This window comes from Methylobacterium sp. W2, assembly GCF_020662345.1.
Classification (GTDB): domain Bacteria; phylum Pseudomonadota; class Alphaproteobacteria; order Rhizobiales; family Beijerinckiaceae; genus Methylobacterium.
In genome coordinates this window covers 24,645-45,038 of the sequence record NZ_VMOA01000001.1, presented here as the reverse complement: position 1 = coordinate 45,038, position 20,394 = coordinate 24,645, and the positions used below count along the sequence as shown (strand labels likewise).

16 protein-coding genes are annotated in these 20,394 nt (G+C 67.5%); 5 read left to right on the top strand and 11 right to left on the bottom strand.

Annotation, left to right across the window (positions count from 1 at the left end; all coding sequences use genetic code 11):
* Nucleotides 1-72 precede the first annotated feature (72 nt).
* Entirely contained in the window at nt 73-972 is a 900-nt protein-coding gene (locus FPV16_RS00195) for a LysR family transcriptional regulator (RefSeq protein ID WP_227435223.1), read from the bottom strand.
* A 128-nt stretch (nt 973-1,100) separates the two neighbouring features.
* Between FPV16_RS00195 and FPV16_RS00190 the strand changes: the two genes are divergently transcribed.
* Complete coding sequence (locus FPV16_RS00190) at nt 1,101-2,282, top strand: MFS transporter (protein WP_227435221.1); 1,182 nt, start codon at nt 1,101-1,103, stop codon at nt 2,280-2,282.
* 95 nt (nt 2,283-2,377) lie between these two features.
* Here FPV16_RS00190 and FPV16_RS00185 read toward each other — a convergent pair whose 3' ends face one another.
* Nucleotides 2,378-3,694 carry a UDP-glucose dehydrogenase family protein gene (locus FPV16_RS00185; RefSeq protein WP_227435219.1) on the bottom strand — a complete coding sequence of 439 codons (1,317 nt, stop codon included), beginning with the start codon at nt 3,692-3,694 and terminating at the stop codon, nt 2,378-2,380.
* A gap of 293 nt (nt 3,695-3,987) precedes the next feature.
* Between FPV16_RS00185 and FPV16_RS00180 the strand changes: the two genes are divergently transcribed.
* The 4 genes from FPV16_RS00180 (at nt 3,988) to FPV16_RS00165 (ending at nt 7,280) form a co-directional block, all read left to right on the top strand.
* Entirely contained in the window at nt 3,988-5,085 is a 1,098-nt protein-coding gene (locus FPV16_RS00180; RefSeq protein ID WP_227435216.1) for an iron ABC transporter substrate-binding protein, read from the top strand.
* Entirely contained in the window at nt 5,082-6,122 is a 1,041-nt protein-coding gene (locus FPV16_RS00175; protein ID WP_413629132.1) for a FecCD family ABC transporter permease, read from the top strand. Before FPV16_RS00180 ends, FPV16_RS00175 begins: the two co-directional genes overlap by 4 nt.
* Entirely contained in the window at nt 6,119-6,892 is a 774-nt protein-coding gene (locus tag FPV16_RS00170; protein WP_227435215.1) for an ABC transporter ATP-binding protein, read from the top strand. Before FPV16_RS00175 ends, FPV16_RS00170 begins: the two co-directional genes overlap by 4 nt.
* 67 nt (nt 6,893-6,959) lie before the next feature.
* Entirely contained in the window at nt 6,960-7,280 is a 321-nt protein-coding gene (locus tag FPV16_RS00165; RefSeq protein WP_227435213.1) for a hypothetical protein, read from the top strand.
* Nucleotides 7,281-7,397: 117 nt separating this feature from the next.
* Here FPV16_RS00165 and FPV16_RS00160 read toward each other — a convergent pair whose 3' ends face one another.
* The 9 genes from FPV16_RS00160 to FPV16_RS00120 all read right to left on the bottom strand — a co-directional run bounded on the left by FPV16_RS00160 (nt 7,398) and on the right by FPV16_RS00120 (nt 20,358).
* Nucleotides 7,398-9,929, bottom strand: coding sequence for a calcium-binding protein (locus tag FPV16_RS00160; protein ID WP_227435211.1), 2,532 nt, complete (start codon nt 9,927-9,929; stop codon nt 7,398-7,400).
* Nucleotides 9,930-10,529: 600 nt separating this feature from the next.
* A complete protein-coding gene (locus FPV16_RS00155; RefSeq protein WP_227435209.1) occupies nt 10,530-11,705 on the bottom strand; it encodes an MFS transporter in 1,176 nt (391 codons plus the stop codon).
* 152 nt (nt 11,706-11,857) lie between these two features.
* The gene (locus tag FPV16_RS00150; protein ID WP_227435207.1) at nt 11,858-12,778 is read right to left on the bottom strand and encodes an ADP-ribosylglycohydrolase family protein; all 921 of its coding nucleotides are present in this window, start codon (nt 12,776-12,778) and stop codon (nt 11,858-11,860) included.
* Between the two features lie 61 nt (nt 12,779-12,839).
* Nucleotides 12,840-14,567 carry an alpha/beta fold hydrolase gene (locus FPV16_RS00145; RefSeq protein ID WP_227435205.1) on the bottom strand — a complete coding sequence of 576 codons (1,728 nt, stop codon included), beginning with the start codon at nt 14,565-14,567 and terminating at the stop codon, nt 12,840-12,842.
* A complete protein-coding gene (locus tag FPV16_RS00140) occupies nt 14,557-17,028 on the bottom strand; it encodes a glycoside hydrolase family 2 protein (protein WP_227435202.1) in 2,472 nt (823 codons plus the stop codon). The genes FPV16_RS00145 and FPV16_RS00140 overlap by 11 nt, the downstream gene beginning before the upstream one ends.
* 11 nt (nt 17,029-17,039) lie before the next feature.
* A complete protein-coding gene (locus FPV16_RS00135) occupies nt 17,040-18,005 on the bottom strand; it encodes a DUF1839 family protein (RefSeq protein WP_227435199.1) in 966 nt (321 codons plus the stop codon).
* A 3-nt stretch (nt 18,006-18,008) separates the two neighbouring features.
* Complete coding sequence (locus FPV16_RS00130; RefSeq protein WP_227435522.1) at nt 18,009-18,944, bottom strand: amino acid--[acyl-carrier-protein] ligase; 936 nt, start codon at nt 18,942-18,944, stop codon at nt 18,009-18,011.
* Nucleotides 18,944-20,107: an acyl-CoA dehydrogenase family protein gene (locus FPV16_RS00125; protein WP_227435197.1), complete on the bottom strand. Its 1,164-nt coding sequence runs from the start codon at nt 20,105-20,107 to the stop codon at nt 18,944-18,946. The genes FPV16_RS00130 and FPV16_RS00125 overlap by 1 nt, the downstream gene beginning before the upstream one ends.
* Nucleotides 20,104-20,358: an acyl carrier protein gene (locus FPV16_RS00120; RefSeq protein WP_227435196.1), complete on the bottom strand. Its 255-nt coding sequence runs from the start codon at nt 20,356-20,358 to the stop codon at nt 20,104-20,106. Before FPV16_RS00120 ends, FPV16_RS00125 begins: the two co-directional genes overlap by 4 nt.
* Nucleotides 20,359-20,394 lie beyond the last annotated feature (36 nt).

The window sequence follows — 20,394 nt, the reverse complement described above, 5'->3', positions numbered from 1 at the left end:
TGTTCGACGCCCGGATTCCATCCCTCGCGCGTCCGGCATGCGCGGGGATGCGGTCTGTGCCATGAGCGCTGATCAAGCGGTGGAATCCGACACCGAAAGATCGGCAACCAGGAAGTCGACGAAGGCGCGAACCTTCGGGCTCATCTGCCGGCTCGAGGGCCAGACGATCCTGAGCTTGCCGGTGCTTTTGATGTAGGATGTCAGAACCGGCAGGAGCAGACCGGCCGCGATCTGCGGCCGGATCGTGAAGAGAGGGACGCAGGTCACGCCCTGTCCCCGCTCCGCCAGATAGATCAGCGGCTCGAGCGTGCTCGCCGTCAGCGCGACCGGCATATGGCCTCCGACGAAAGTCTCGCCCCGGTAGAGGGGCCATCGCTCCAGCTTGCCGTTCGAGGGATAGCGGTGCTGCAGGCAGGTATGCCCGGCGAGATCCTCCGGCATGTTCGGGTATCCCATCCGGTCGAAATAGTCCGGCGCCCCCACGACCCTGTGCTCGAACTGCCCGAGCATGCGCGTCATCAGCCGGGAATCGGAGACCTCGCCGGTCCGCACGACCGCATCGAACCCCTCCTCCACCACGTCTACGACACGATCGGTGAAATCGAGGTCGAGTTCGACATCCGGATATGCGCGCATGAAGGCGGACAGGGACGGCATCAACAGCATCCCCACCAGCGGAAGGCTCACCCGTAGCCGTCCCCGCGGCCCTTCCTGGGACAGGGACATCTCGCGGGTTGCAGCATCGACCTCGGCGAAGATGCGGCGGCAGCGCTCCAGGAACAGGCTGCCTTCCGCCGTTAGAGCGAGACTGCGGGTGGTGCGGTGAAACAGCCGGGTCCCCAACCGGAGTTCCAGCCGCGCGATGGCCTTGCCCACCGCCGAGGGAGACACACCGAGCCGCCGCGCGGCCTCGACGAAGCTTCCAGCCTCGGCAGCCTGCAGGAAGACGTTGAGGGCGGACAGAGTGTCCACGGTAGCGTCCCACGATTGCGGACACCCATGTCCGGATAGACCGGAACGATAGAGTATTTTTCGTGCCACGGCAGAGGGGTATCGCCGATGCCGCGGTCGCTCGGACCGCCTTTCCACGGACGGATGCAATGGCCGAAACGATGACCCCGGCCGTATCGCCGGGCGGAGCCCGCTTGCCGGTCGTCGGCCTTCTGGCTCTGGCGATGGCAGGCTTTCTCACCATCCTGACCGAAGCCCTGCCCGCCGGGCTGCTCCCGTTCATGAGCGCGGATCTCGGCGTGTCCCAGGCCATGGTCGGACAACTCGTCACCGCCTACGCGATCGGCTCGCTCGTCGCGGCCATCCCGCTCACGGCAGCGACCCGGACATGGCGACGGCGCCCTCTTCTCCTGCTGGCCATCGGCGGCTTCCTCGCGGTCAATGCCGTGACGGCGGTGTCGACCCATTACACGCTGACACTGACCGCCCGCTTCATCGCCGGACTCTTCGCTGGGCTCGTCTGGTCCCTGCTCGCCGGCTATGCCGGCCGCATGGCCCCTGACCATCTGAGGGGCCGCGCCATCGCCATCGCCATGGTCGGCGCGCCCTTGGCCCTGTCGATCGGCATTCCGGTCGGAACATTGCTGGGCGGTCTCGTCGGATGGCGCCCGGTCTTCCTGATCCTGAGCGGTCTCAGCGTCGTGCTGGTCGGCTGGATCGCCTGGAAGGTCCCGGATTTCGAGGGCGAGGCCGATGACCGCAGACTCCCCCTCGTCGCGGTCATCGCCCTGCCGGGGCTGAAGACGGTGCTGGCGGTGACGCTGGGCTTCGTACTGGCCCACAACATCCTCTACACCTATGTGGCGCCCTTCCTCGGACGCTCCGGCCTGGCCTCCCGCACCGACGCCGTGCTGCTCCTGTTCGGCCTTGCGGCGCTGGTGGGAATCTGGATCGTCGGATCCTGGATCGACCGGAGCCTGCGGGCGCTCACGCAGATCAGTATCGTCGCCTTCTGCGGGGCGGGACTGGCACTCGCCACCCTCGGTGAACACCAGTGGGCCGTGCTGATGGCCGTGGCGGTATGGGGTGTCGCCTTCGGCGGCGCAGCGTCCCTTTTCCAGACGGCCTCGGCACGGGTTTCGGGAAAGACCGCCGATGTGGCCCAGTCGATGATCGTGACCGCATGGAACCTCGCCATCGCCGGGGGCGGCGTGCTCGGAGGCCTCCTGCTTCAATTCGGCGGTGCCGCCGCCCTACCCTGGAGCCTGGTGGTACTGCTGGTTTTCGTCGGGTTCCTGGTCTTTGCCGACCGTAAAACGGGGTTCGCTTAGGAACGCTTCTTCGACGAGATGAACATCGGCTCGTTGTAGGAGCGCGGATTGGAAACGAAACCTCGGGACGCCGAGGGGCGTCCTCTCCCCATGGCTCACGCCTCCGGGGTCGGAACGCCGATGCCGACATAGTGGAAGCCGTGGCGGGCCACGTCCTCGCCCCGGTAGACGTTGCGCAGATCGACCACCACCCGCGCCGCCATGCTCTCGGCGAGGAGCGCCCAGTCGAGGGCGCGGAAGGCGTTCCATTCGGTGACGATGACGAGGGCGTCGGCCCCTTCGGCGCAGGCATAGGGATCGTCGGCATAAGCGATGTCAGGCATCAGCGCCCGTGCGCCCTCCATTCCCTCAGGGTCATGGGCGCGGATGCGGGCGCCGGCATCCTGCAGGCCGGCGACGATGGACAGGGACGGCGCGTCGCGCATGTCGTCGGTATTCGGCTTGAAGGTGAGGCCGAGGAGCGCAATGGTCTTACCCCGCACCGAGCCGCCGCAGGCGGTGACGATCTTGCGCGCCATGGCCCGCTTGCGCTGATCGTTGACGGCGACCACCGCCTCCACCAGCCGGATCGGCGTGCCGCAATCCTGCGCGGTCTTCACCAACGCCAGGGTATCCTTCGGGAAGCACGAGCCGCCATAGCCCGGCCCCGCATGCAGGAACTTCGAGCCGATGCGGTTGTCGAGGCCGATGCCGCGCGCGACCTCCTGAACATTGGCGCCAACCTGCTCGCACAGGTCGGCGATCTCGTTGATGAAGGTGATCTTGGTGGCGAGGAACGCGTTGGCGGCGTATTTCGTCAGCTCCGCCGTGCGCCGGCCGGTGACGAGGATCGGCGCTTGGTTGAGATAGAGCGGGCGGTAGACCTCGTTCATCACGCTGGCCGCGCGGGCGTCGTCGGCCCCGATGACGATGCGGTCGGGCCGCTTGAAATCGCCGATCGCCGCGCCTTCGCGCAGGAATTCAGGGTTAGACACCACGGCGAAATCCGCATCGGGCCTCGCCTCGCGGATGATGCGTTCGACCTCGTCGCCGGTGCCGACGGGAACCGTCGATTTCGTCACCACCACGGTGTAGCCGGTGAGCGCGGCGGCGATGTCGCGGGCCGCCGCATAGACGTAGGAGAGATCGGCGAAACCGTCGCCCCGCCGGGATGGCGTGCCCACCGCGATGAACACCGTATCGGCTGCGGCCACAGCGCTGGTCAGGTCGGTGGCGAAGGTCAGGCGGTTCTGGCGGACGTTGTCGGCGACCAGCGTATTGAGGCCCGGCTCGAAGATCGGGATGCGCCCCTGTTCGAGCGCCTCGATCTTGGCCGGATCGTTGTCGACGCAACAGACCGTGTGGCCGAAATCGGCGAAGCACGCACCGGAAACCAGGCCGACATACCCCGCGCCGATCATCGCGATCTTCATCAGGCTCTCTCCTCGGCCGCCTCGATGGGGCGTCTCGACCAATCGTCTCTCGCCGTCGGCGGTGACAGATCCATGACGGATCGGGCGCTTGCCACGCTCGGCCCCACGTGACCCGAACAATGGCGGAGCACCGCGTCGGCAGGCCCCGATACCTCCACCTCCGCCGGGCGGATCGGTGGAACGGGGCTGTATAGCAGCCCCCAGTGGATGACAAACGAGTGGGCATGGCGGCCTCGATTTCAGGCGCGCGCGTCGCGGAGCGCCGCGCCCGTCGCCGTGATACGATCCGGGCCATGATCCCTCGCCTCATCGCGCCGGCCGCCGCCCGGAAACACGTCCCGTCCCGTGCCATGCAGGCGCTCGTGGCAGTCGCGATGGTCCTGGCGGGCCTCGCCCTCTCCGTGGAGGCGGCTTTTGCCCGACCCTTCGTCGATGCGGCCGGGCGAACGGTGGATGTGCCGGAGCGCGCGAAGCGCATCCTCGCCGCCGGGCCGCCGGCTTCGGTCCTGCTCTACACCCTGGCCCCCGAGACCATGATCGGTTGGGTCCGCGCCCCCTCCCCCGACGAGGCCGCCTTCCTGACGCCGGAGACGCGCGGCCTGCCCGCCTACGGCCGGCTGACGGGCAAGGGCAACACCGCCAATGTCGAGGCCGTGCTTACCCTGAAGCCGGATCTCATCATCGACGTGGGCAGCACGGCGCCGACCTATGTTTCCCTGGCCGACCGGGTTCAGGCCCAGACGGGGATTCCCTACATTCTTCTTGACGGCGCCATCGACCGGACGGGCGAAACCTATGCCAGGCTCGGCGAACTCATCGGCGCGCCGGAGCGGGCCGGGGATCTCGCCGCCCATGCGGAGTCGATGATCGCCGAGGTGAAGAGCCGGATCGACTCGATCCCCGCCGACCGGCGGCCACGCGTCTACTACGCCCGCGGGCCGCGCGGATTGGAGACGGGGGTCTCCGGCTCGATCAACACCGAGGTTCTCGATAGGGCCGGCGCCCGCAACGTCGCCGAGGGCGGAGGCGCCGCCGGCCTCACCACGGTGTCTCCGGAACAGGTGCTGGCCTGGAACCCCGACGCCATCGTCAGCCTCGACCCCGCCTTCCGGCGGGGCATCTCCACCGATCCGCTCTGGAGCACGCTCGGTGCCGTCCGCGCCGGCCGGGTCTACCAGACGCCGCGCCTACCCTTCGGCTGGTTCGATTCTCCGCCAGGGATCAACCGCCTGATCGGCCTGCGCTGGCTGGCGGGACGGCTGTATCCCGACCTGTTCCCGGAACCGATGGAAGGCATCACGCGGGATTTCTACAAGCGGTTCTACCATGTGGACCTCGATGCGGCGCAGCTGGACACCCTGCTAAGGGATGAAGGGGCGGCCCGGCCGTGACACCCACCGCCATCGCCGCCCGCCCCGCCCTGCGCCTCGCGCTACAGGGCGGGCTCCCGCTCCTCGCGCTGCTCCTCCTCGTTCTCGTCTCCCTGGCGACGGGCAAATACGCCGTGCCCATCGCCGACGTGGCGCGCATCCTCTGGGCGAAACTGCTTGGGCTCTCCTCCTCCATCGATCCGACCGCGCAGATCGTGGTGCTGCAGGTGCGCCTGCCGCGCGTGGCGGCGAGCCTCGTCGTCGGCGCGGCCCTCGCCGCGGCGGGCTCGACCTACCAGGGCCTGTTCCGCAATCCCCTGGTCTCGCCCGACATCCTCGGGGTCTCGGCGGGGGCGAGCCTCGGCGCGGTGCTCGGCATCTTTCTCTCGCTCCCCGTGGGCGCGATCCAGCTCCTCGCCTTCGCCGGGGGATTGCTCGCCGTGGGCGCGGTCTATGCGGTGGGCCTCGCGGTGCGGCGGCACGATCCGGTGTTGACCCTGGTGCTTGCCGGCGTTGCCAACGGGGCCGTGCTCGGCTCCGCGATCTCGCTGCTGAAGGTGCTGGCCGACCCCTACAATCAGCTGCCGGCCATCACCTATTGGTTGCTCGGCAGCCTCGCCTCCGTCACCCTCGGCGATGTCGGCGCGATCCTCCCGGCGATGGTGCTCGGCCTCCTGCCCCTCGTCCTGTTCGCATGGCGGATGAATTTGATGAGCCTCGGCGAGGAGGAGGCGCGGGCGCTGGGCGTGGAGACGCGCCTGCTGCGCCCGCTGTTCATCGCCGCCGCGACCCTGGTCACCGCCGCCGCCGTCTCCGTCACCGGCGTGATCGGCTGGATCGGCCTCATCATCCCGCACGTGGCGCGGCTGATCGTCGGGCCGGATTTCCGCCGCCTGCTGCCGGCCTCCCTCCTGATGGGGGCGGGCTATCTCCTGGCGGTGGATCTCGTCGCCCGCACCGTCGCGCCGATCGAGGTGCCGCTGGGCATTCTCACTGCGCTCATCGGCGCGCCGTTCTTCCTCTGGCTCCTCGCCACGGCGAAGCGGGGCTGGGCGTGAGTCTGGCCGTTCACGACCTCGCCTTCGGCTACGGTGCCAAGACCCTCGGCGCGGGCATCGGCTTCAGCGTGAGCGCAGGCGAGGTGCTGGCCCTGCTCGGGCCGAATGGCGGCGGCAAGACCACCCTGTTCAAGACCCTCCTCGGCCTGCTCCCCGCGAAAGCCGGGCGGATCACCCTCGACGGCGAGGATGTGACGACCTGGCCGCGGGCGCAGTTCGCGCGCAGCGTCGCCTACGTGCCCCAGGCTCACGCCGCCTTCTTTCCCTTCCGCGTTCAGGACGTGGTGCTGATGGGCCGGGCGAGCCGGCTCGGTGCCTTCGCCGCCCCCGGCAAGGCGGACGAGGCGATCGCCCTCGCGGCCCTCGCCACCCTCGGCATCCGGCATCTGTCCGAGCGGAGCTATACCGAGATCAGCGGAGGCGAGCGCCAGCTCGTGCTCATCGCCCGGGCACTGGCGGGAGAACCGCGCTTCCTCGTCATGGACGAGCCCACCGCCAGTCTGGATTTTGGCAACCAGGCCCGCGTCCTCGACCAGGTGCGGCGCCTGAAGGAACGCGGCATCGGCATCGTCCTCTCGACCCACGACCCCGACCACGCCTTCCTCTGCGACACGGTCGCGCTCCTGCACGAAGGCCGCCTCCTGGCGCTCGGCAGGCCGGAAGAGGCGGTCACGCCCGAGACCCTGCGCCTCCTCTACGGCGTCGACGTCGCCATTGTGCCCCTGCCGGGCAGCGAGCGTTTCGTCTGCTCGCCGATCCTGCTGCCCTGACGCGGCACACCGGCCCCCGCCCGCGCGTTGCCATGCCGATAAGCGGTGATGATGGGACAGAGACCGGATGCCAGTGCTGGAGACCCCCGACGGCCGCTACATCGTCGTGAAGGGACGGCTCTGGCGGCGCACCAATCCGAAGCTCAACGAGGAACAGCGCGACCGCCTCGTCAAGGCGCTGATGGATGCCCGGCGCGGGGTGAAGGAGGCCAAACGCGCGGAGGACGAGGCCGCCATGAAGCGGGCCCGTGCCGCAGTCGATGCCGCCAAGCACGGTCTCGGCGAACGCGGCCCCGTCTGGTGGACGGACGGCGCGCCCGACCAGAACCGCCGCATGGTCGCGAACACGACCTATGCCGAGTGGTATGCGGGACTGGACGCGACGTAGCGGAACCACCGCGCCATCCCAGGGACGCTACGGCCCACATCTCCGATGCGAGCCAGGAGAACCTGGATTGTCGTCCCGGACCGGATGTCCGGGACGATGCTTAGCGGGAACGCGTGTTTAGATCACGAAGATGAAATCCGCCGTCAGCGCCGCCCTGTTCTCGAACGTCGCGAACTGAACCGCGGCGCCACCCCCGACGCCATCAGCGTCATAGCTCAGGCTGCCGCTGCTCCGGTCGTACAGGATACGGTCATTGGCATCCAAGGCGGCCGTGCCGTTCACGAACATATCGGCGCTCAGGCGCGTGGGGGTATCCACGTTTCCGAACGCACGGAACACGTCGCTGTCGAGATGGACGGCGTCGGATTGTCTCGTCAGGAAGTCGGTGACGCGATCGATGTTTCCGCCGCCGAGAGTCGACGCGAAGCGGAAGACGTCATTCCCGATTCCGCCGGTCAGCACATCCGCGCCCAATCCGCCATCCAGCGTGTCACGCCCCGCACCTGCTGACAGCGTATCGTTGCCGCCGCCGCCCCGGAGGATGTCGGTTCCAGCCAGCGTCGTGAACGTGTCGTTGCCAGCGCCACCCGAGAGCTGGATGTTCTCGGCGTTGATGACCTTCGTGCCGTTGCCGCCAAGCTGGGTCGACGTCTCGACGCTGACCATGACGAAGGTCAGCGCCTCCCCGGCCCCGGCACGATCGAGCACGAGCGTATCGTTGCCCGCCCCACCATCGATCGCATCGATGCCCCCGTTACTGGTGATGGTGTCGTTTCCATCACCGCCCCGCAATTGTCCCTTCCCGGCAGACCCTGCGGAGTTCCCCCCGATCAGCGTATCGTTGCCGGCTCCACCATCGAGAATGTTCGTGCCGTCGCCACCATCCAGTTGATCGTTGCCTGCGCCACCCCGGAGGATATCGTTGCCCGCACCGCCAAGGAGAACGTCGTTTCCGGCGCCGCCATCCAGCACGTCGTCACCATCCTCCTCTGGGCCGTCGTAGTCATAGGGCGTCGGATCACGGCCGCCGAAGAGAACGTCGTTGCCGTCGCCACCTCTCAGCACGTCGTTGCCAAGTCCGCCGTCCAGGTAATCATTCCCCGCCCCACCCTCGAGCGCGTCGGCGCCATACCGGCCATAGAGCTTGTCGTTTCCGGCCAAGGTCGCAAAGTGGTCGTTCCCGTGTCCACCGGTGATCTCGAAGACTTCCGCGTTGATAACGGACGTCCCGTCGCCATGCATCTTGGTTGCATTCGACGTGAAGTTCATCACGAAGGTCAGGTCGGTTTTCGCGAAAAACCGATGAAGGATCACGGTATCGATACCAGCGCCGCCATCGATGACGTCAGAACCGCTTCCACTATAAACGACATCGTTACCGCTACCACCACTGAGTCGATCGTCACTCATGATGACGTGGGGAGGGGTATAGCCTACGTCACTGAGGTAGTATTCCTCGCCCGTTCCGCTCGCGAGTCTATACTCATCGTTACCATCATTCAGCTTATCGTTGCCGCTACCACCGTCGAGGACATTGTCTCCGTAGTTTCCGACCAATTCGTCGTTACCACCGCCGCCATTCATTGTGGTGCGTCTATCACCACCAAAGAGGTGATCGTTACCTAGCCCACCACTAAGAATGCTGTCGACGCCATCAGTCGTCAGAGTATCATCGCCTGCGCCACCATTCACGATGTTGGTGCCGTCGCCGGCATGGATGCTGTCGTTGCCGGCGCCCCCCGTCAGTCGGTCGTTCCCCGAGCCGGTACTGAGCGAAATGGATTCGATATTGGCGACCGTGGTCCCATCACCGATGAGAGTGGCCGAAGCCGAGAAGGAGAAAGTCAGGTTCACGGTGGATGACGTGCGATTGATGACGGCCCTATCTATGCCTGAACCGCCATCGATCCTGTCCGCACCGCCGTAGCTGGTGATGATGTCATCCCCATTGCCACCGAACAGCCGATCCGAAGCGAAATCGTAATACGCATAGTAAGAGTACACATCACCGACGAGGGTATCGTTACCATCTCCACCTTCGAGGGTATCGGCTCCATATCCACCGAAGAGGGAATCGTTACCGGCACCACCCTGCAGGATGTCGTAGCCATCGCCACCGTCGAGGCTGTCGTTACCACGACCTCCATTGAGGACGTCGTTGCCGCCATTTCCGATGAGCGTGTCGTTTCCCGACGCCGTGGTGAACGAGTCGCCGCCGCTCCCGCCGATCAGGTTGATGTTTTCGACGCCGATCACAGTGGTCTTGTCGCCCACCAGCACCGTCTTGACGGTGGAACTGCTCATCGTGAAGGACAAGGCATTCTGAGCGGTCGAACGGTTGATCGAGGCTGTGTCGTTTCCATCCCCACCATCGAGGATATCGATCCCGAAATGGCTGTAGAGGGTGTCGTTTCCGGCGCCCCCGCGAAGCACATCTCTGCCATTCATGGTATAGGCGTAAGAATATCCGTCATAAAGCGTATCGTTCCCGCCGCCACCCATCAGGATGTCGTCACCGAGACCGCCTTGGATCGTGTCGTCCCCGTTGGCAGCCCCTTGATTCGAGCCGAACTGACCGCCGTAGATCCGGTCATTCTCGTCTTGCCCGACGAGCCAATCGCCATACGTCGTGCCATAAATATAACTCACCGAATTTCCCCCACCCATTTCCAAATCAGCAGATTTCTATTTTTGTTATTCGTCAGACTCGAACACCGTTAAAATATATAAGAATAATTTTACTTCTATATTTAACTATATATCTTTATATTTTATCTATATTAAGCATATCAATACATCATTCTAAGTATATAGCTTTTTTAACTAGGCCGTACATGTTCCCACAAATCGCTCTCATCGACAGCTAGTCGGCAGGGTCATTCCGTCCGTCGCCTGCAGCAGCGATGGAAGTGAAAGCGAATCATCACAGCACAACCCAGGAGTACCGATACTACTGCTGGAGTTGTGAGGCGAAAGGCAAGAGACCTTCGGACTGGGCCCAGCGTTCCTTCGCTCCTGATGCGGAATGGCCACTCGGGCCAGGACGATTAAGCCGCTCCATCGCGGCGCTGGGCAACTGGCGGCCTTCCTGGCGCCCCTCCATTGGTTCGCCGGATGAGCGGGGGAAATCTGGACCGGACCCGCTCAAACCTTTTGTAGCCGAATTACCCTGGACAAAGTGGACGCTGCTTAGCCACGTCGGCGTGTCGACGATGGTCAGTTCCGAAAGCTCCCTCGTGAAGCGGATCGTCAGCGCGAGAGCAGCTTTCCGGTGAGGCTGCCGAGAACCAGGATCACCAGCGCGCAGACGGCGAGCGCGGTGAACTGGCCGAGGCCCTGGAGGGCGGCGCCGAGGATCGCCACGCCCAAAGCCTGGCCGCAGAAGAACGAGAAGGCGTGGAGGGAGACGGCCGAGGCGCGGGCCGTTGGCGCGACCTCAGTCACCTGCACCTGGAAGGTGTTGTGCAGCATGTAGAAGCCGAGGCCCAGCGCCACCAGGGCCGCGCAATCCACTTGCCAGCTTCCCGCGCTGCCAATGACGAGCAGGGCGCCGGCACAGATCGCGCCTCCGCCGATCAGCATCCGCCGCATCCCGAGGAAACGCAGGAGGAGTGCGACGAAGGCCGAGTAGAGCAATCCACCGGCGGCGAAGCCCGCCAGGGCCATCCCGGCCTCGCGGGGTCCACCCTCCCCGCGCGCCTCGATGAGCGGCGCGAGATGGGGGAAGATGCCGAAGACCGCGATCGCCTCGATGAACACGGCGGCGAACAGCACCCGCGCACGGGGAATGGCGACGATGGTGCGGTAGCGCGTCACCGCCTCGCCGAGCGCGAAGCGCTTCGGGGCCGCGCCGGCCGCCCATTCGAAGCCGAGGATCGCCGCCGCGCAGCCCAGCGCCGCCACCGCAGAGGTGATGGCGAAGACGCCCTTCCAGCCGACATCGGCCTCGATCAACCCGGCGAAGGTCGAGCCGGACAACTGCCCCAGGATGACGGCGACGAGGAAGCGGCCGATGGCGACCTGCCGGCGCTCGAGCGGGATCCTGTCGCCCATCAGGGCGAGCGCCAGGGGGATGACGCCGCCCGCCGCCGCGCCCGCGAGCACGCGGAGCCCGAACAGCACGGTGAGATCCGCCGAGAGCGCGCATCCGGCGAGTGCCAGAGTGAGGATGCCGAGACAGACGGCGATGACCCGCTCCTTGCCGAGCGAATCCCCCACCGGCCCGAGGATCGGCTGGATCAGCGCGTAGGGCAGCGCGAAGGCCGTCGACAGCAGGGCGACCGTATGGGGATCGCTGCGCAGATCGCGGGCGAGGACGCCGACAAGGGGCTCGATGGCGCGCCCGGCGAATGTGCTGGCAAAGCCGGCCACAGCCAGGATCACGATCAGGCGCGTGGTCGAGAAGGCCATCGGCGCTGCGGTCATTCACACCCTCGAAACGGGGACGATCCGGTCGGCCCTCGCGCGCGCGTCCACGGTGGTATTTTTTATACCCCGGTCACGACGGCAACGCGCGATGCGCCCGTCCACACCGCGTCACGAGGCAAGCGTCGGGCTCGCCCCGATCCAAACCGGGATCAGGCTTTCGCCACCAGGGCGTCGGCGAGATCGACGATCCGCTCGCGCCAGGCAAGGGGACGGAGCCAGCGTTCGGGGATCGCCGAGGCGCCGTAGCGGGCGCCCGCGAGTTGGCCGGTGACGGCACCGACCGTATCGGCGTCGTCGCCCAGATTGACGGCCAGGATGAGCGCATCCTCGAAGGTCTCGGTCCTGCCGACCGCCCAGAGAGCCGCCTCCAGCGTGTGGATGACGTAGCCGGACGAACGGATCCCCGCCCGTGTCTTCCCACGCCAGGAGCCACGGGCGATCGCCTCGACGGCCGTCGAGTCGGCGCAGCTTGCTGCGCGTGGCTGCAGAACGTCCGCCTCACCGAGAATCGCCTGGCGCAGGAGCTGAACGACATAGGTGCAGGCCTCGACGGACTCCGGCGCGCCGTGCGTGGTCCGGCTCTGCGCCTCGGCGATCCGCTCGGCCTCGCGGGGATCGTGCAGGGTGGCAAGGGCGACGGGGGCGAGCCGCATCAGAGAACCGTTGCCGGCGGTGTCCGGATCGGTGGAGCCGGACTCGGCTCGGCCGGTCTCGACGAACCGGGCCAGGGCGTCCCGCGTCGTCAGGCCGATATCGAAACAGGCGCCCGTGCAGGAATAGGCGCCCTGTTTCCACCACGCGACGAAACGGGTGGCGAGGTCGTGAGGGTCGAACGGCCCGGCCTGAAGCAGGCTTTCGGCGAGGGCCAGCGCCATGCTGGTATCGTCGGTCCATTGACCGGGCTGGAGATCGAACGGGCCGCCGCCGGTCATCTCGGTGTGGTGGGAAAGCGTATCCCGGCGGCTGAATTCGAGACTCGTGCCGAGGGCGTCACCGACCGCGAGGCCGAGGAAAGCACCGCGGGCGCGGTCGCGGACCACGGAGGAGTGGGTCGGATCGGGCAAGGTCACGATGAGGCTCCTTCGGCTCCGTGCATCCTACCCGTCGCGGAGGCGCGCGGGGAAACGGGCTTCAGCCTACCTGCGCGAGCAGTCGCTTCAGCACCTCCGTCATCCGCGCCTGGGCCGCGACCGGGCTGAGGTCGTGATCCGCCCCGTCGATGATCGTCACCGGGCCGCCGAGGCGGCGGGCAATCCTCTCGGGGGAGCGGCCGAGCGCGTCGTGCAGGGCGGCGAAGCCGCGATCGCCCGCGCTGTAGACGAGTTCGAGATGGGCACCGCGTCGGCGCAGGGCGGCGATACGCTGCGCCACCGTTCCGCCGGCGGGGCGGGGCCGGAGCAGGATGGCGAGCCGCTTCCCCACCCGCCCGATGGCGGCCCGGGCAATCGCTCGCGCAATGGCGCCGACGCGGATCTCGCCGCGCGCGAGGCGTCGCCATGCAGCTCCCTGCTTCAGCAGGCCGGCATAGGTCGAGGCGTTCCGAAACACGTTGCGGATGACGCGGTCGACATCGTCGGCCGGGTTCCAGTCGAAGCAATAGGGGTTGACCAGCATGGCGCCCCTCAGCCGGTCCTCGCGGCAAAGGGCCTGGAAGGCGAGATAGGCCCCGCTACAGGAGCCGACGATGACGACCGGCCCGGAGCGGACGGTGTCGAGATGGTCGAGGGCGGCGCGCAGGTCGTCGAGGGCATCGAGGCTGTAGAGCGGAGAGGCGCCGCCGGGCCGGGCCGGACTGTCACCGATGCCACGCAGGTCCATGCGCAGGGACAGGTAGCCCTGGACGGCAAGATATCGTGCGAGAGTGGTCGTCTGCCGGCCCCAGCCGGAATGCACGTTGGTGCCGGCATTGACGAAGAGCAGCATCGGCCGCGCCGGTGCCATCTCGCACGGATGGCACAGGATGCCGAACAGCGTCGGGCCGAACCGCGAGGGCTCCTCGCGCCAGCGTTCCCCCTGGATCGGATCGACCGGGAGCAACATGCGCGCAGCGGCCGGGATCGGACGGGGCTGAGCGCCTTCGGCGACGAGGGCGATCACCGCCGAGAAGGCCTCGTCCGGCGTCTCGGCATAGAGCGGGTTGGCGACGAGGGCGGCGAGGCCGGGAAAGGGCCGCGTGGTCACCCGCGCCCCCAGCGCGGCGTAACGGGGACCGAGCCCGCCGGCTTCCGCCCCGACGAGGAGGATGTCGGGAGCCGGTGCCCGCTCCGCCTTGGCGAGATCGATGACGGACAGTTCGGCAGCCAGAGCTGGACCGATGTGGAAGCCGCCGACGGTGAGGCAGCCCTCCTCCTGCGGCAGGGGCGATCCGTCCGGCAGGCGCCCGATGGTGCGCGACTGCATCTTCATTTCGCGCAGATAGGCGCGCCCGGTCGCGAAGGGCGCCAGCAGGATAAGCCGGTCGACGCGCTCGCCCTCTGCCGCCAGAGCCGCGAGGGTTCCACCGAGGCGCAGGCCGACGAGGACGATCTCCTCCACCCCCGCGACCTCCCGGAGGTAGCGGATGGCCCGGCGCACCGCCCCGAGCCAAGCCTCGACGCTGTCGGCGCCCGCATCGCCGGAATCGCCGGTGCCGGGATAATCGATGCTGAGGGTCACGCAGCCTGTGGCGGCGATCCCCTCGGCGAGGCCGCGCCAGGGGCGATGCGCCGAGAGCTGCTCGTAGCCATGAGTGCCGCACAGGACGATTCCGCGGCGCGAGAGCCCCGGGCTGAACCAGCCGAACAGGCCGTCGAAAGAGACGGGGCTCAGCGGCAGGGTCGAGGCGGCGTCCCCGTATGGTTGGGAAGTCTCAATCGCCACGACCGAACCTCGCGATTGCGATGCCGTTGAGGGCGCCGACATGGCCCGTTGGCGTGTCGCCCGTCTGAACGGTTCCGAATAGCGGTACGATCCGTGTCGCTCCGGGTGCCAGCGAAAACCAATTGTCCGAGGGCCGGCCGGTGCTGATCTCGATCCGAACGCCGAGGGCGTGCCGCCCGGTGGCGATCCGGAGCGCCCAGCCGGTTCCATTTCGCATCAGTTCGGCCGAAAGCCCGAGTTCCCGCGGCTCCGGATCCCGCCCCTGCGGATAGTGAAACGCTTCGGCGATCACCTCGCCCGTGCCGGCCTTGATGAGGCTCGCATGGCCGAGGCGGTGGGCCGGCGGTCCGAACCGGTAGGCATGGGTCGCGTCGAAGAAGCGCCCCAGCAGTTCCGCCGAGGACCATGATGCGGAGCTGCGCGGACCGACCTCGATCGCGCGCTCGGCCCCGATGACCACGCGACCGTCCGCATCGGTGAACGCGAGTCGAAGCGTGGCGTCGAGCCGCTGCGCCGTCTCGTTGTGGACATGGGCATGCAGCCCGTTCAGCCCCTCGTCGGACAGGGTGACCTGGACCGGCCGGAACGCGCGCTTGAGGGCGTACCAGGCGGGTTTCGGACGCCCGAGACAGTCGACGACGCCCCATCCCGGCCCCGGCGCGAGATCGCGAAAAAACCAGACCAGCCCGCCGGCATTGGGCGAGCGCGCCCGGCGCCATTCGGCGAACACTGCCTCCATGCAGACGCCGCTCGCCGCGCGGCCAAGCGCGAGGTAGCGCTCGGGATTCTCCCGGCGCAGGCGCTCGGGATCGGCACCGAACAGCGTCGCCACATAATGATCGCGCACGCCCTCGAAATCCCAATCCGCGCCCCGGTCGCGGGGGATGCCGACCGGCCAGTGCGGTGACGTCGGATCGGTGAGGCCGCATTCGGCGAGGGTCGTGGCGTCCGGAACGTTGGCGAAGGCGAGGCATTCGGAGGCGAACCCGACCTCGGCGAGGCGCGCATCCTCGAAGGGCCTGCGATAGGCGCCGACGCCGTAATAATGGGTCACCCCGGCGCTGGTGGAGAAGGGAAGATCGCCGCCCGAGGGCGAGTTCGGCACGACGACGAGGTCGGGCCGAGCCCTGGCCACCAGATCGGGAAGCACCTCGGCGGCGAAGCTGCCAGCCCAGACCTCACGCGGGAAACCGAGCATCGCCGCCTGCTGCCAGACCTCGCTGCCGCCCGACAGCACGCAGAGCGAGGGCGAGGTCTGGGTGCGGTCGAGGAACTGGGTGATCTCCTCGACGAGCGCCGCGCAAAAGCCGGGATCGTCGGTGGGATAGTCGAAATTGGCGAGCATCAGATCCTGCCAGACCAGGATGCCGAGTTCGTCGCAGAGATCGTGGAAAGCTGAAGCTTCGTAGAGCGTGATTCCGGGGACGCGCAGCATGTTCATGCCGGCCTCCCGCGCCAGATCGAGGAGGGGCCGATAGCTGTCGCGGTCGCCGGGCAGACCGACGAGGTCGGGCGGGGTCCAGCAGGCTCCACGGCAGAAGACCGGGACGCCGTTGATCGCGAGGCCCAGCCCCTCCTCGAACGGGCGGGTCAAGGCGAGGGTGCGAAAGCCGACCCGGCCGAGATCGAGGCGCCTGCCCGCGATATCCGCTTCCACGGCATGGAGCCTCGGCTCGCCATGGGTGTGGGGCCACCACGGGGCGATGTCCGGCAGCAGGAGTTCGCCCTCGAACCCTCCGGGGGCGACCTGGCGAAGGGCGACCTCACGGCCGTCGCAGATCAGGAACGCCGGTCCCTCCGCCACGCCGTCGAGTTCGATCCGCACGGTGAGGCGTCCCGTCCCGCCATTGAGGGCCGTGCGCAGATCGACGGACGCGATATCCACGTCGTCCCCGCGAAGACCTTTGCGCGTTACGGGGCGATAGGGGCCGACGCTGTCGATGGACGGGCACCAGCCCGGCATGAAACCGAGCAGGCTGGTGCGGATATGGCGCAGCGAACCCGGCGTCGCTAGGAGCGGTCGCCAGCGACCACGCTTGTGCGGGCGCGCCAATTCGGCCGAAAGCGAGCGGAAGCAGAGGGCGATCTCGGTCTCGCCGGAGAGATCCGCCTCGACCTCCTGGGCCAGGAGCATCGAGCGGCTGGTACCGGCGAGTACCCCGTCGATCCAGATCTCCGCGATGGTCGCCAGCCCCTCGAAGCGCAGGCGCTCGCGGCCGGTGCCGGAGAGGGTGGCCCGATACCAGATGTCGGATTCGTGGAGCGGCGTCGGCGCCGCCTCGGACCAGAGCCCGGCCTCGCGTAACGAAGCCGCCGCCGTGCCGGGGACGCGGGCCTGAATCCAGCCCTCGCCCGGCAGGTCGCGGGGTGTCGCACAGGCGCCCGGAGGCGTCACCACCAGATGCCACGGCCCCTCGACATTGAGTGCCGGCACGCCGTCGACGGCGAGGATACGCGCCACCGCGATCCCCCTCAGGACAGCGCGCGGTCGAGGGCGGCGAAGACCGCGTCGTAGGTGGCCGCCGGTCCGTCGAGCCGTTGGCTCAGCCCGGTGGCGCTGTGCCGACCGAAAGCGCGCGCCAATTGGAACTGGAAGGCTTTCGCCTCCGCCGCGAGCCTTTGCGCCAACTCTGCGCTGGCCGACATGTCGGCGACGCCTTGGCTGCCGAGCCAGGCGAGATGGCTGCCGAGAAGCTCGAAATTGGCCCCGAGCTGGCGGGTCGTGTTGAAGGCGTAGCCGTGGAAGACGCTGAGCGGGTTCTGGACCAGCACCTCCGCCCGCGCCGCCAGGGCATCCCGAAAGGCGAGGACGGGATTGGCGCGGGGCGCGAAGCGCCGGTGATGGCGCAGCAGGTCGAGGGCGGCGCGCGGCAAGTCGCCGTTGGGAAGCGGCGGCCCGATCTCCTTCACGAATTCCGCATAGGGAAACAGGGTCGAGGGTCCGAAAATACCCTCGTAATCGGCACCGCCAAGCCGGAAGCGGCCGGCATTGTGGAGGTAGTCGAGCTCGCGCTCGCCCGCGTCGAGGCCGAGAATGCCGATCGTGGTCTTGCCGTGCTCGCGCCCATAGGTGGTCCCCGCCGTGTCAGGCAGGTGGATCGCATCCACCTCCACCAGCACCGGGCAACCGCGCGCTGCCTGGACGCCGGCATGCGCCTCCAGGCTCTCGAAAATCGCGAGCTCCTGGATCGACAACCCGTAGAGCCGCTCGATATCCCCGGCGGGCGGCTTGAAGAAGGTGAACTGGTCGCCCTCGAAATCCTGCCGCAGGGTGAAGCCGAGCATCGCTTCCGGCACGAGGCCCCGGCCGTGCAGCAGCTCGATCCAGAGATCGACGTAGCAGTTCGTCTCCGGCCAGATCCGGTCGGAGGCATGAAGGGTATGGGAGGCGGGCGGCGGCAAGGCCGAGGCCTCTCCGCGGATGGCGGTGGCGGGCACCTTCTAGCCCCAGAGCCGGTCGCGCACGGCGTCGGGCCACGCCGTAATGTCGAGGCCGTGATGGCGGAGCAGCGCCAGGGTGATCCGCTCAAGCCCGAACCCGACGCAGGCGGTGTGCGCGACCTCGCCATCGGCCTGCCGGATGTCCCAGATCATGCCGAAATGGTCCTGGTGATAGTTGAAGCTGAGGCAAGCGGTGGGCTTGTCCTCGCTGTTCACCGGCACGTTGAGTTCGAACTTCAACCCCTGCGCCCGCTGGTTGTTGGCGAGCATGCGCCCGGCGCGGCCGAAAAACGGATCGTTGGCCGGATCCACCGCGATCGGCAGGCCGAGTTCGCGCATCATCGCGGTGCCGCGTTCCAGCCAAAGCTCGCGGAAGGCGAGCACCTGATCGGGGCTGCCCATGCGGACGTATTCGCGCATGCGGAACATCTGCATCCGCGTCGGCTCGAGCGAGGGCTCGTGCCGGAAGCAGTAGGATTGCAGGTCGAACAGCAACCCGCCTTCGGGCAGCGCCCCACGCGCGGCGGCCACCGGGTAGAGCGGGTAGCAGGCGGCGGGCGTCAGAACGATCTCGCTGGCGGCCTGGCCGCCGGTCCAATCGGTGCCGGCCTCGATGCAGGCCAGCAGCCGGGCGTGATCAGCATCGTTACCGCAGAAGCAGTGGATGGTGCCGGCGAGGTTCGGAAACCCCTTGAGGTAGCCGCTGCGCTCGAAGGCCGGGCGGCTCATGCCGGGCGGGAAGCGCAGGGATTCGGCCCCGTCGCCGGCGCCGAGCCGGGTGGCGATCCGATCCACGGCCTCGACCACGCTCTCGAAATCGCCGCTGCGCCCGTAGAGCCCATCGACGCCGGTGCGAATGAGGAGACCCTGGTCGAAGAGCCGGTCCAGCAAGGAGCGCGGCCCGGATACGGGATCGAGGGCGGGAATCTGGTCCATCATGCGCTCAGGAGCTGCGCCCCGCCCTTCTGCACCAGCAGGAGGTTTGCGGTGTTCGCGAGGATGCGGTCGTTGTTGATCATCAGCGGCGCCGACAGCACGTCGCGCAGTTGCCGGCCGAGGCTGAACGGGGTGCCGTTCTTGTAGCCGGAGAGCCCGACGATCCCCAACGCACGCTGGACGATGTCGACGGATTTCGCCGAGATCGTCGTCTTCACGTTGTTGAGCATGACGGCGAACCCGATGGAGCCGAGCTCGTCCGCGTCGCCCTGCGCGGCCTCGTAGCGTTTGAGGGCGGCGATCACCATCCCCTTCATGGCCTGAAGTTCGTTGGCGGCCTCTGCCAGACGCAGGGCGCCGGGGGGAACCTGACCCGGCCGGCGCCGGGCTTCGCCCTGGACATAGGCTCTTGCCCTATCGAGGGCATGGCTGGCGATGCCGAACCAGACACTGCTCCAGAGCAGGTGCGACGAGGCGAGCATCGATTGCGCCGCGATCTCGGCGAAGGGTTTCGGCAGGATCTGCGCCACCGGTACGTGGCGCGCCTCGAGTTTGAACCCGTCGCTGCAGGTGCCGCGCATGCCCAGCGTGTCCCAGGTGCTGGTGCGCTCCAGGGTCATCTGTCCCTTCATCAGCGCAACGAGGACCTGATCCGACGAGGCCGCGTCCGGATGACGGCGGCCGGTGGCCAGGATCACGTCGGCGTGGGCACCGTAGGATATGACGGTGGCGTCCTTGGCGAAATGGAACACGTCGCCCACCGTCTCAACCGCGCACAGGCTGTTGCGCAGGTCGCCGCCGATGCCGCCCTCGGTGGTGGCCGAGGCGAAGAGGAGCTGATCGCCCGCCACCCCTTCCATCAGGGCACAGTGCCACTCGCTGTCGAGGCCGTGCGAGACGAGGCTCGCGACCTTGATCTGATGCATGGCGAAGACCATCGCCGCCGCCGTACAGGCCTGGGACAGGGTGAAGCAGACCTCGGCGATCTGCGACAGGCTGGCGCTCTCGCCGCCGAACTGCATCGGGATCTGCATCCCGAGCAGGCGTTCCGCCTTGAGGGCCGCCACGGCCTCGGCGGGGAAGCGGGCCTCACGGTCGACATCGTCGGCATGGAGGGCAGCGACAGCCGCGACCCGCTTGGCGCGGATTGCGACAGCGTTCATGCCGCAGCCGAAACGGTCAGCTTGCTCACCGTCTCCACGATGATGCGGATGGTGGAGAAGGAGCGTCGGTTGAGGAGGCTGTCGGGGAACTCGATGTTGTAGCGTTCTTCGAGGGCGAGCATCAGCTGTACGGAGCCGAACGAATCCAGACCTTTGTCGAACAGGTTGTCGTCCTCACCGAGACTGTCGATCACTTCGGACAAGGCCGCGACGCTTTTGAGCGTTTCGCGGATATCTTCGGGAAGCACCATGTTGCCGCGCCTTTTACGTAATATTTCTCCGAAAAT

Coding starts and splice junctions, on each gene's coding strand:
- FPV16_RS00125 (WP_227435197.1), bottom strand. CDS start 20,107: ATGAACGCTGTCGCAATCCGCGCCAAGCGGGTCGCGGCTGTCGCTGCC.
- FPV16_RS00130 (WP_227435522.1), bottom strand. CDS start 18,944: ATGGACCAGATTCCCGCCCTCGATCCCGTATCCGGGCCGCGCTCCTTG.
- FPV16_RS00185 (WP_227435219.1), bottom strand. CDS start 3,694: ATGAAGATCGCGATGATCGGCGCGGGGTATGTCGGCCTGGTTTCCGGT.
- FPV16_RS00120 (WP_227435196.1), bottom strand. CDS start 20,358: ATGGTGCTTCCCGAAGATATCCGCGAAACGCTCAAAAGCGTCGCGGCC.
- FPV16_RS00180 (WP_227435216.1), top strand. CDS start 3,988: ATGATCCCTCGCCTCATCGCGCCGGCCGCCGCCCGGAAACACGTCCCG.
- FPV16_RS00190 (WP_227435221.1), top strand. CDS start 1,101: ATGGCCGAAACGATGACCCCGGCCGTATCGCCGGGCGGAGCCCGCTTG.
- FPV16_RS00165 (WP_227435213.1), top strand. CDS start 6,960: ATGCCAGTGCTGGAGACCCCCGACGGCCGCTACATCGTCGTGAAGGGA.
- FPV16_RS00155 (WP_227435209.1), bottom strand. CDS start 11,705: ATGACCGCAGCGCCGATGGCCTTCTCGACCACGCGCCTGATCGTGATC.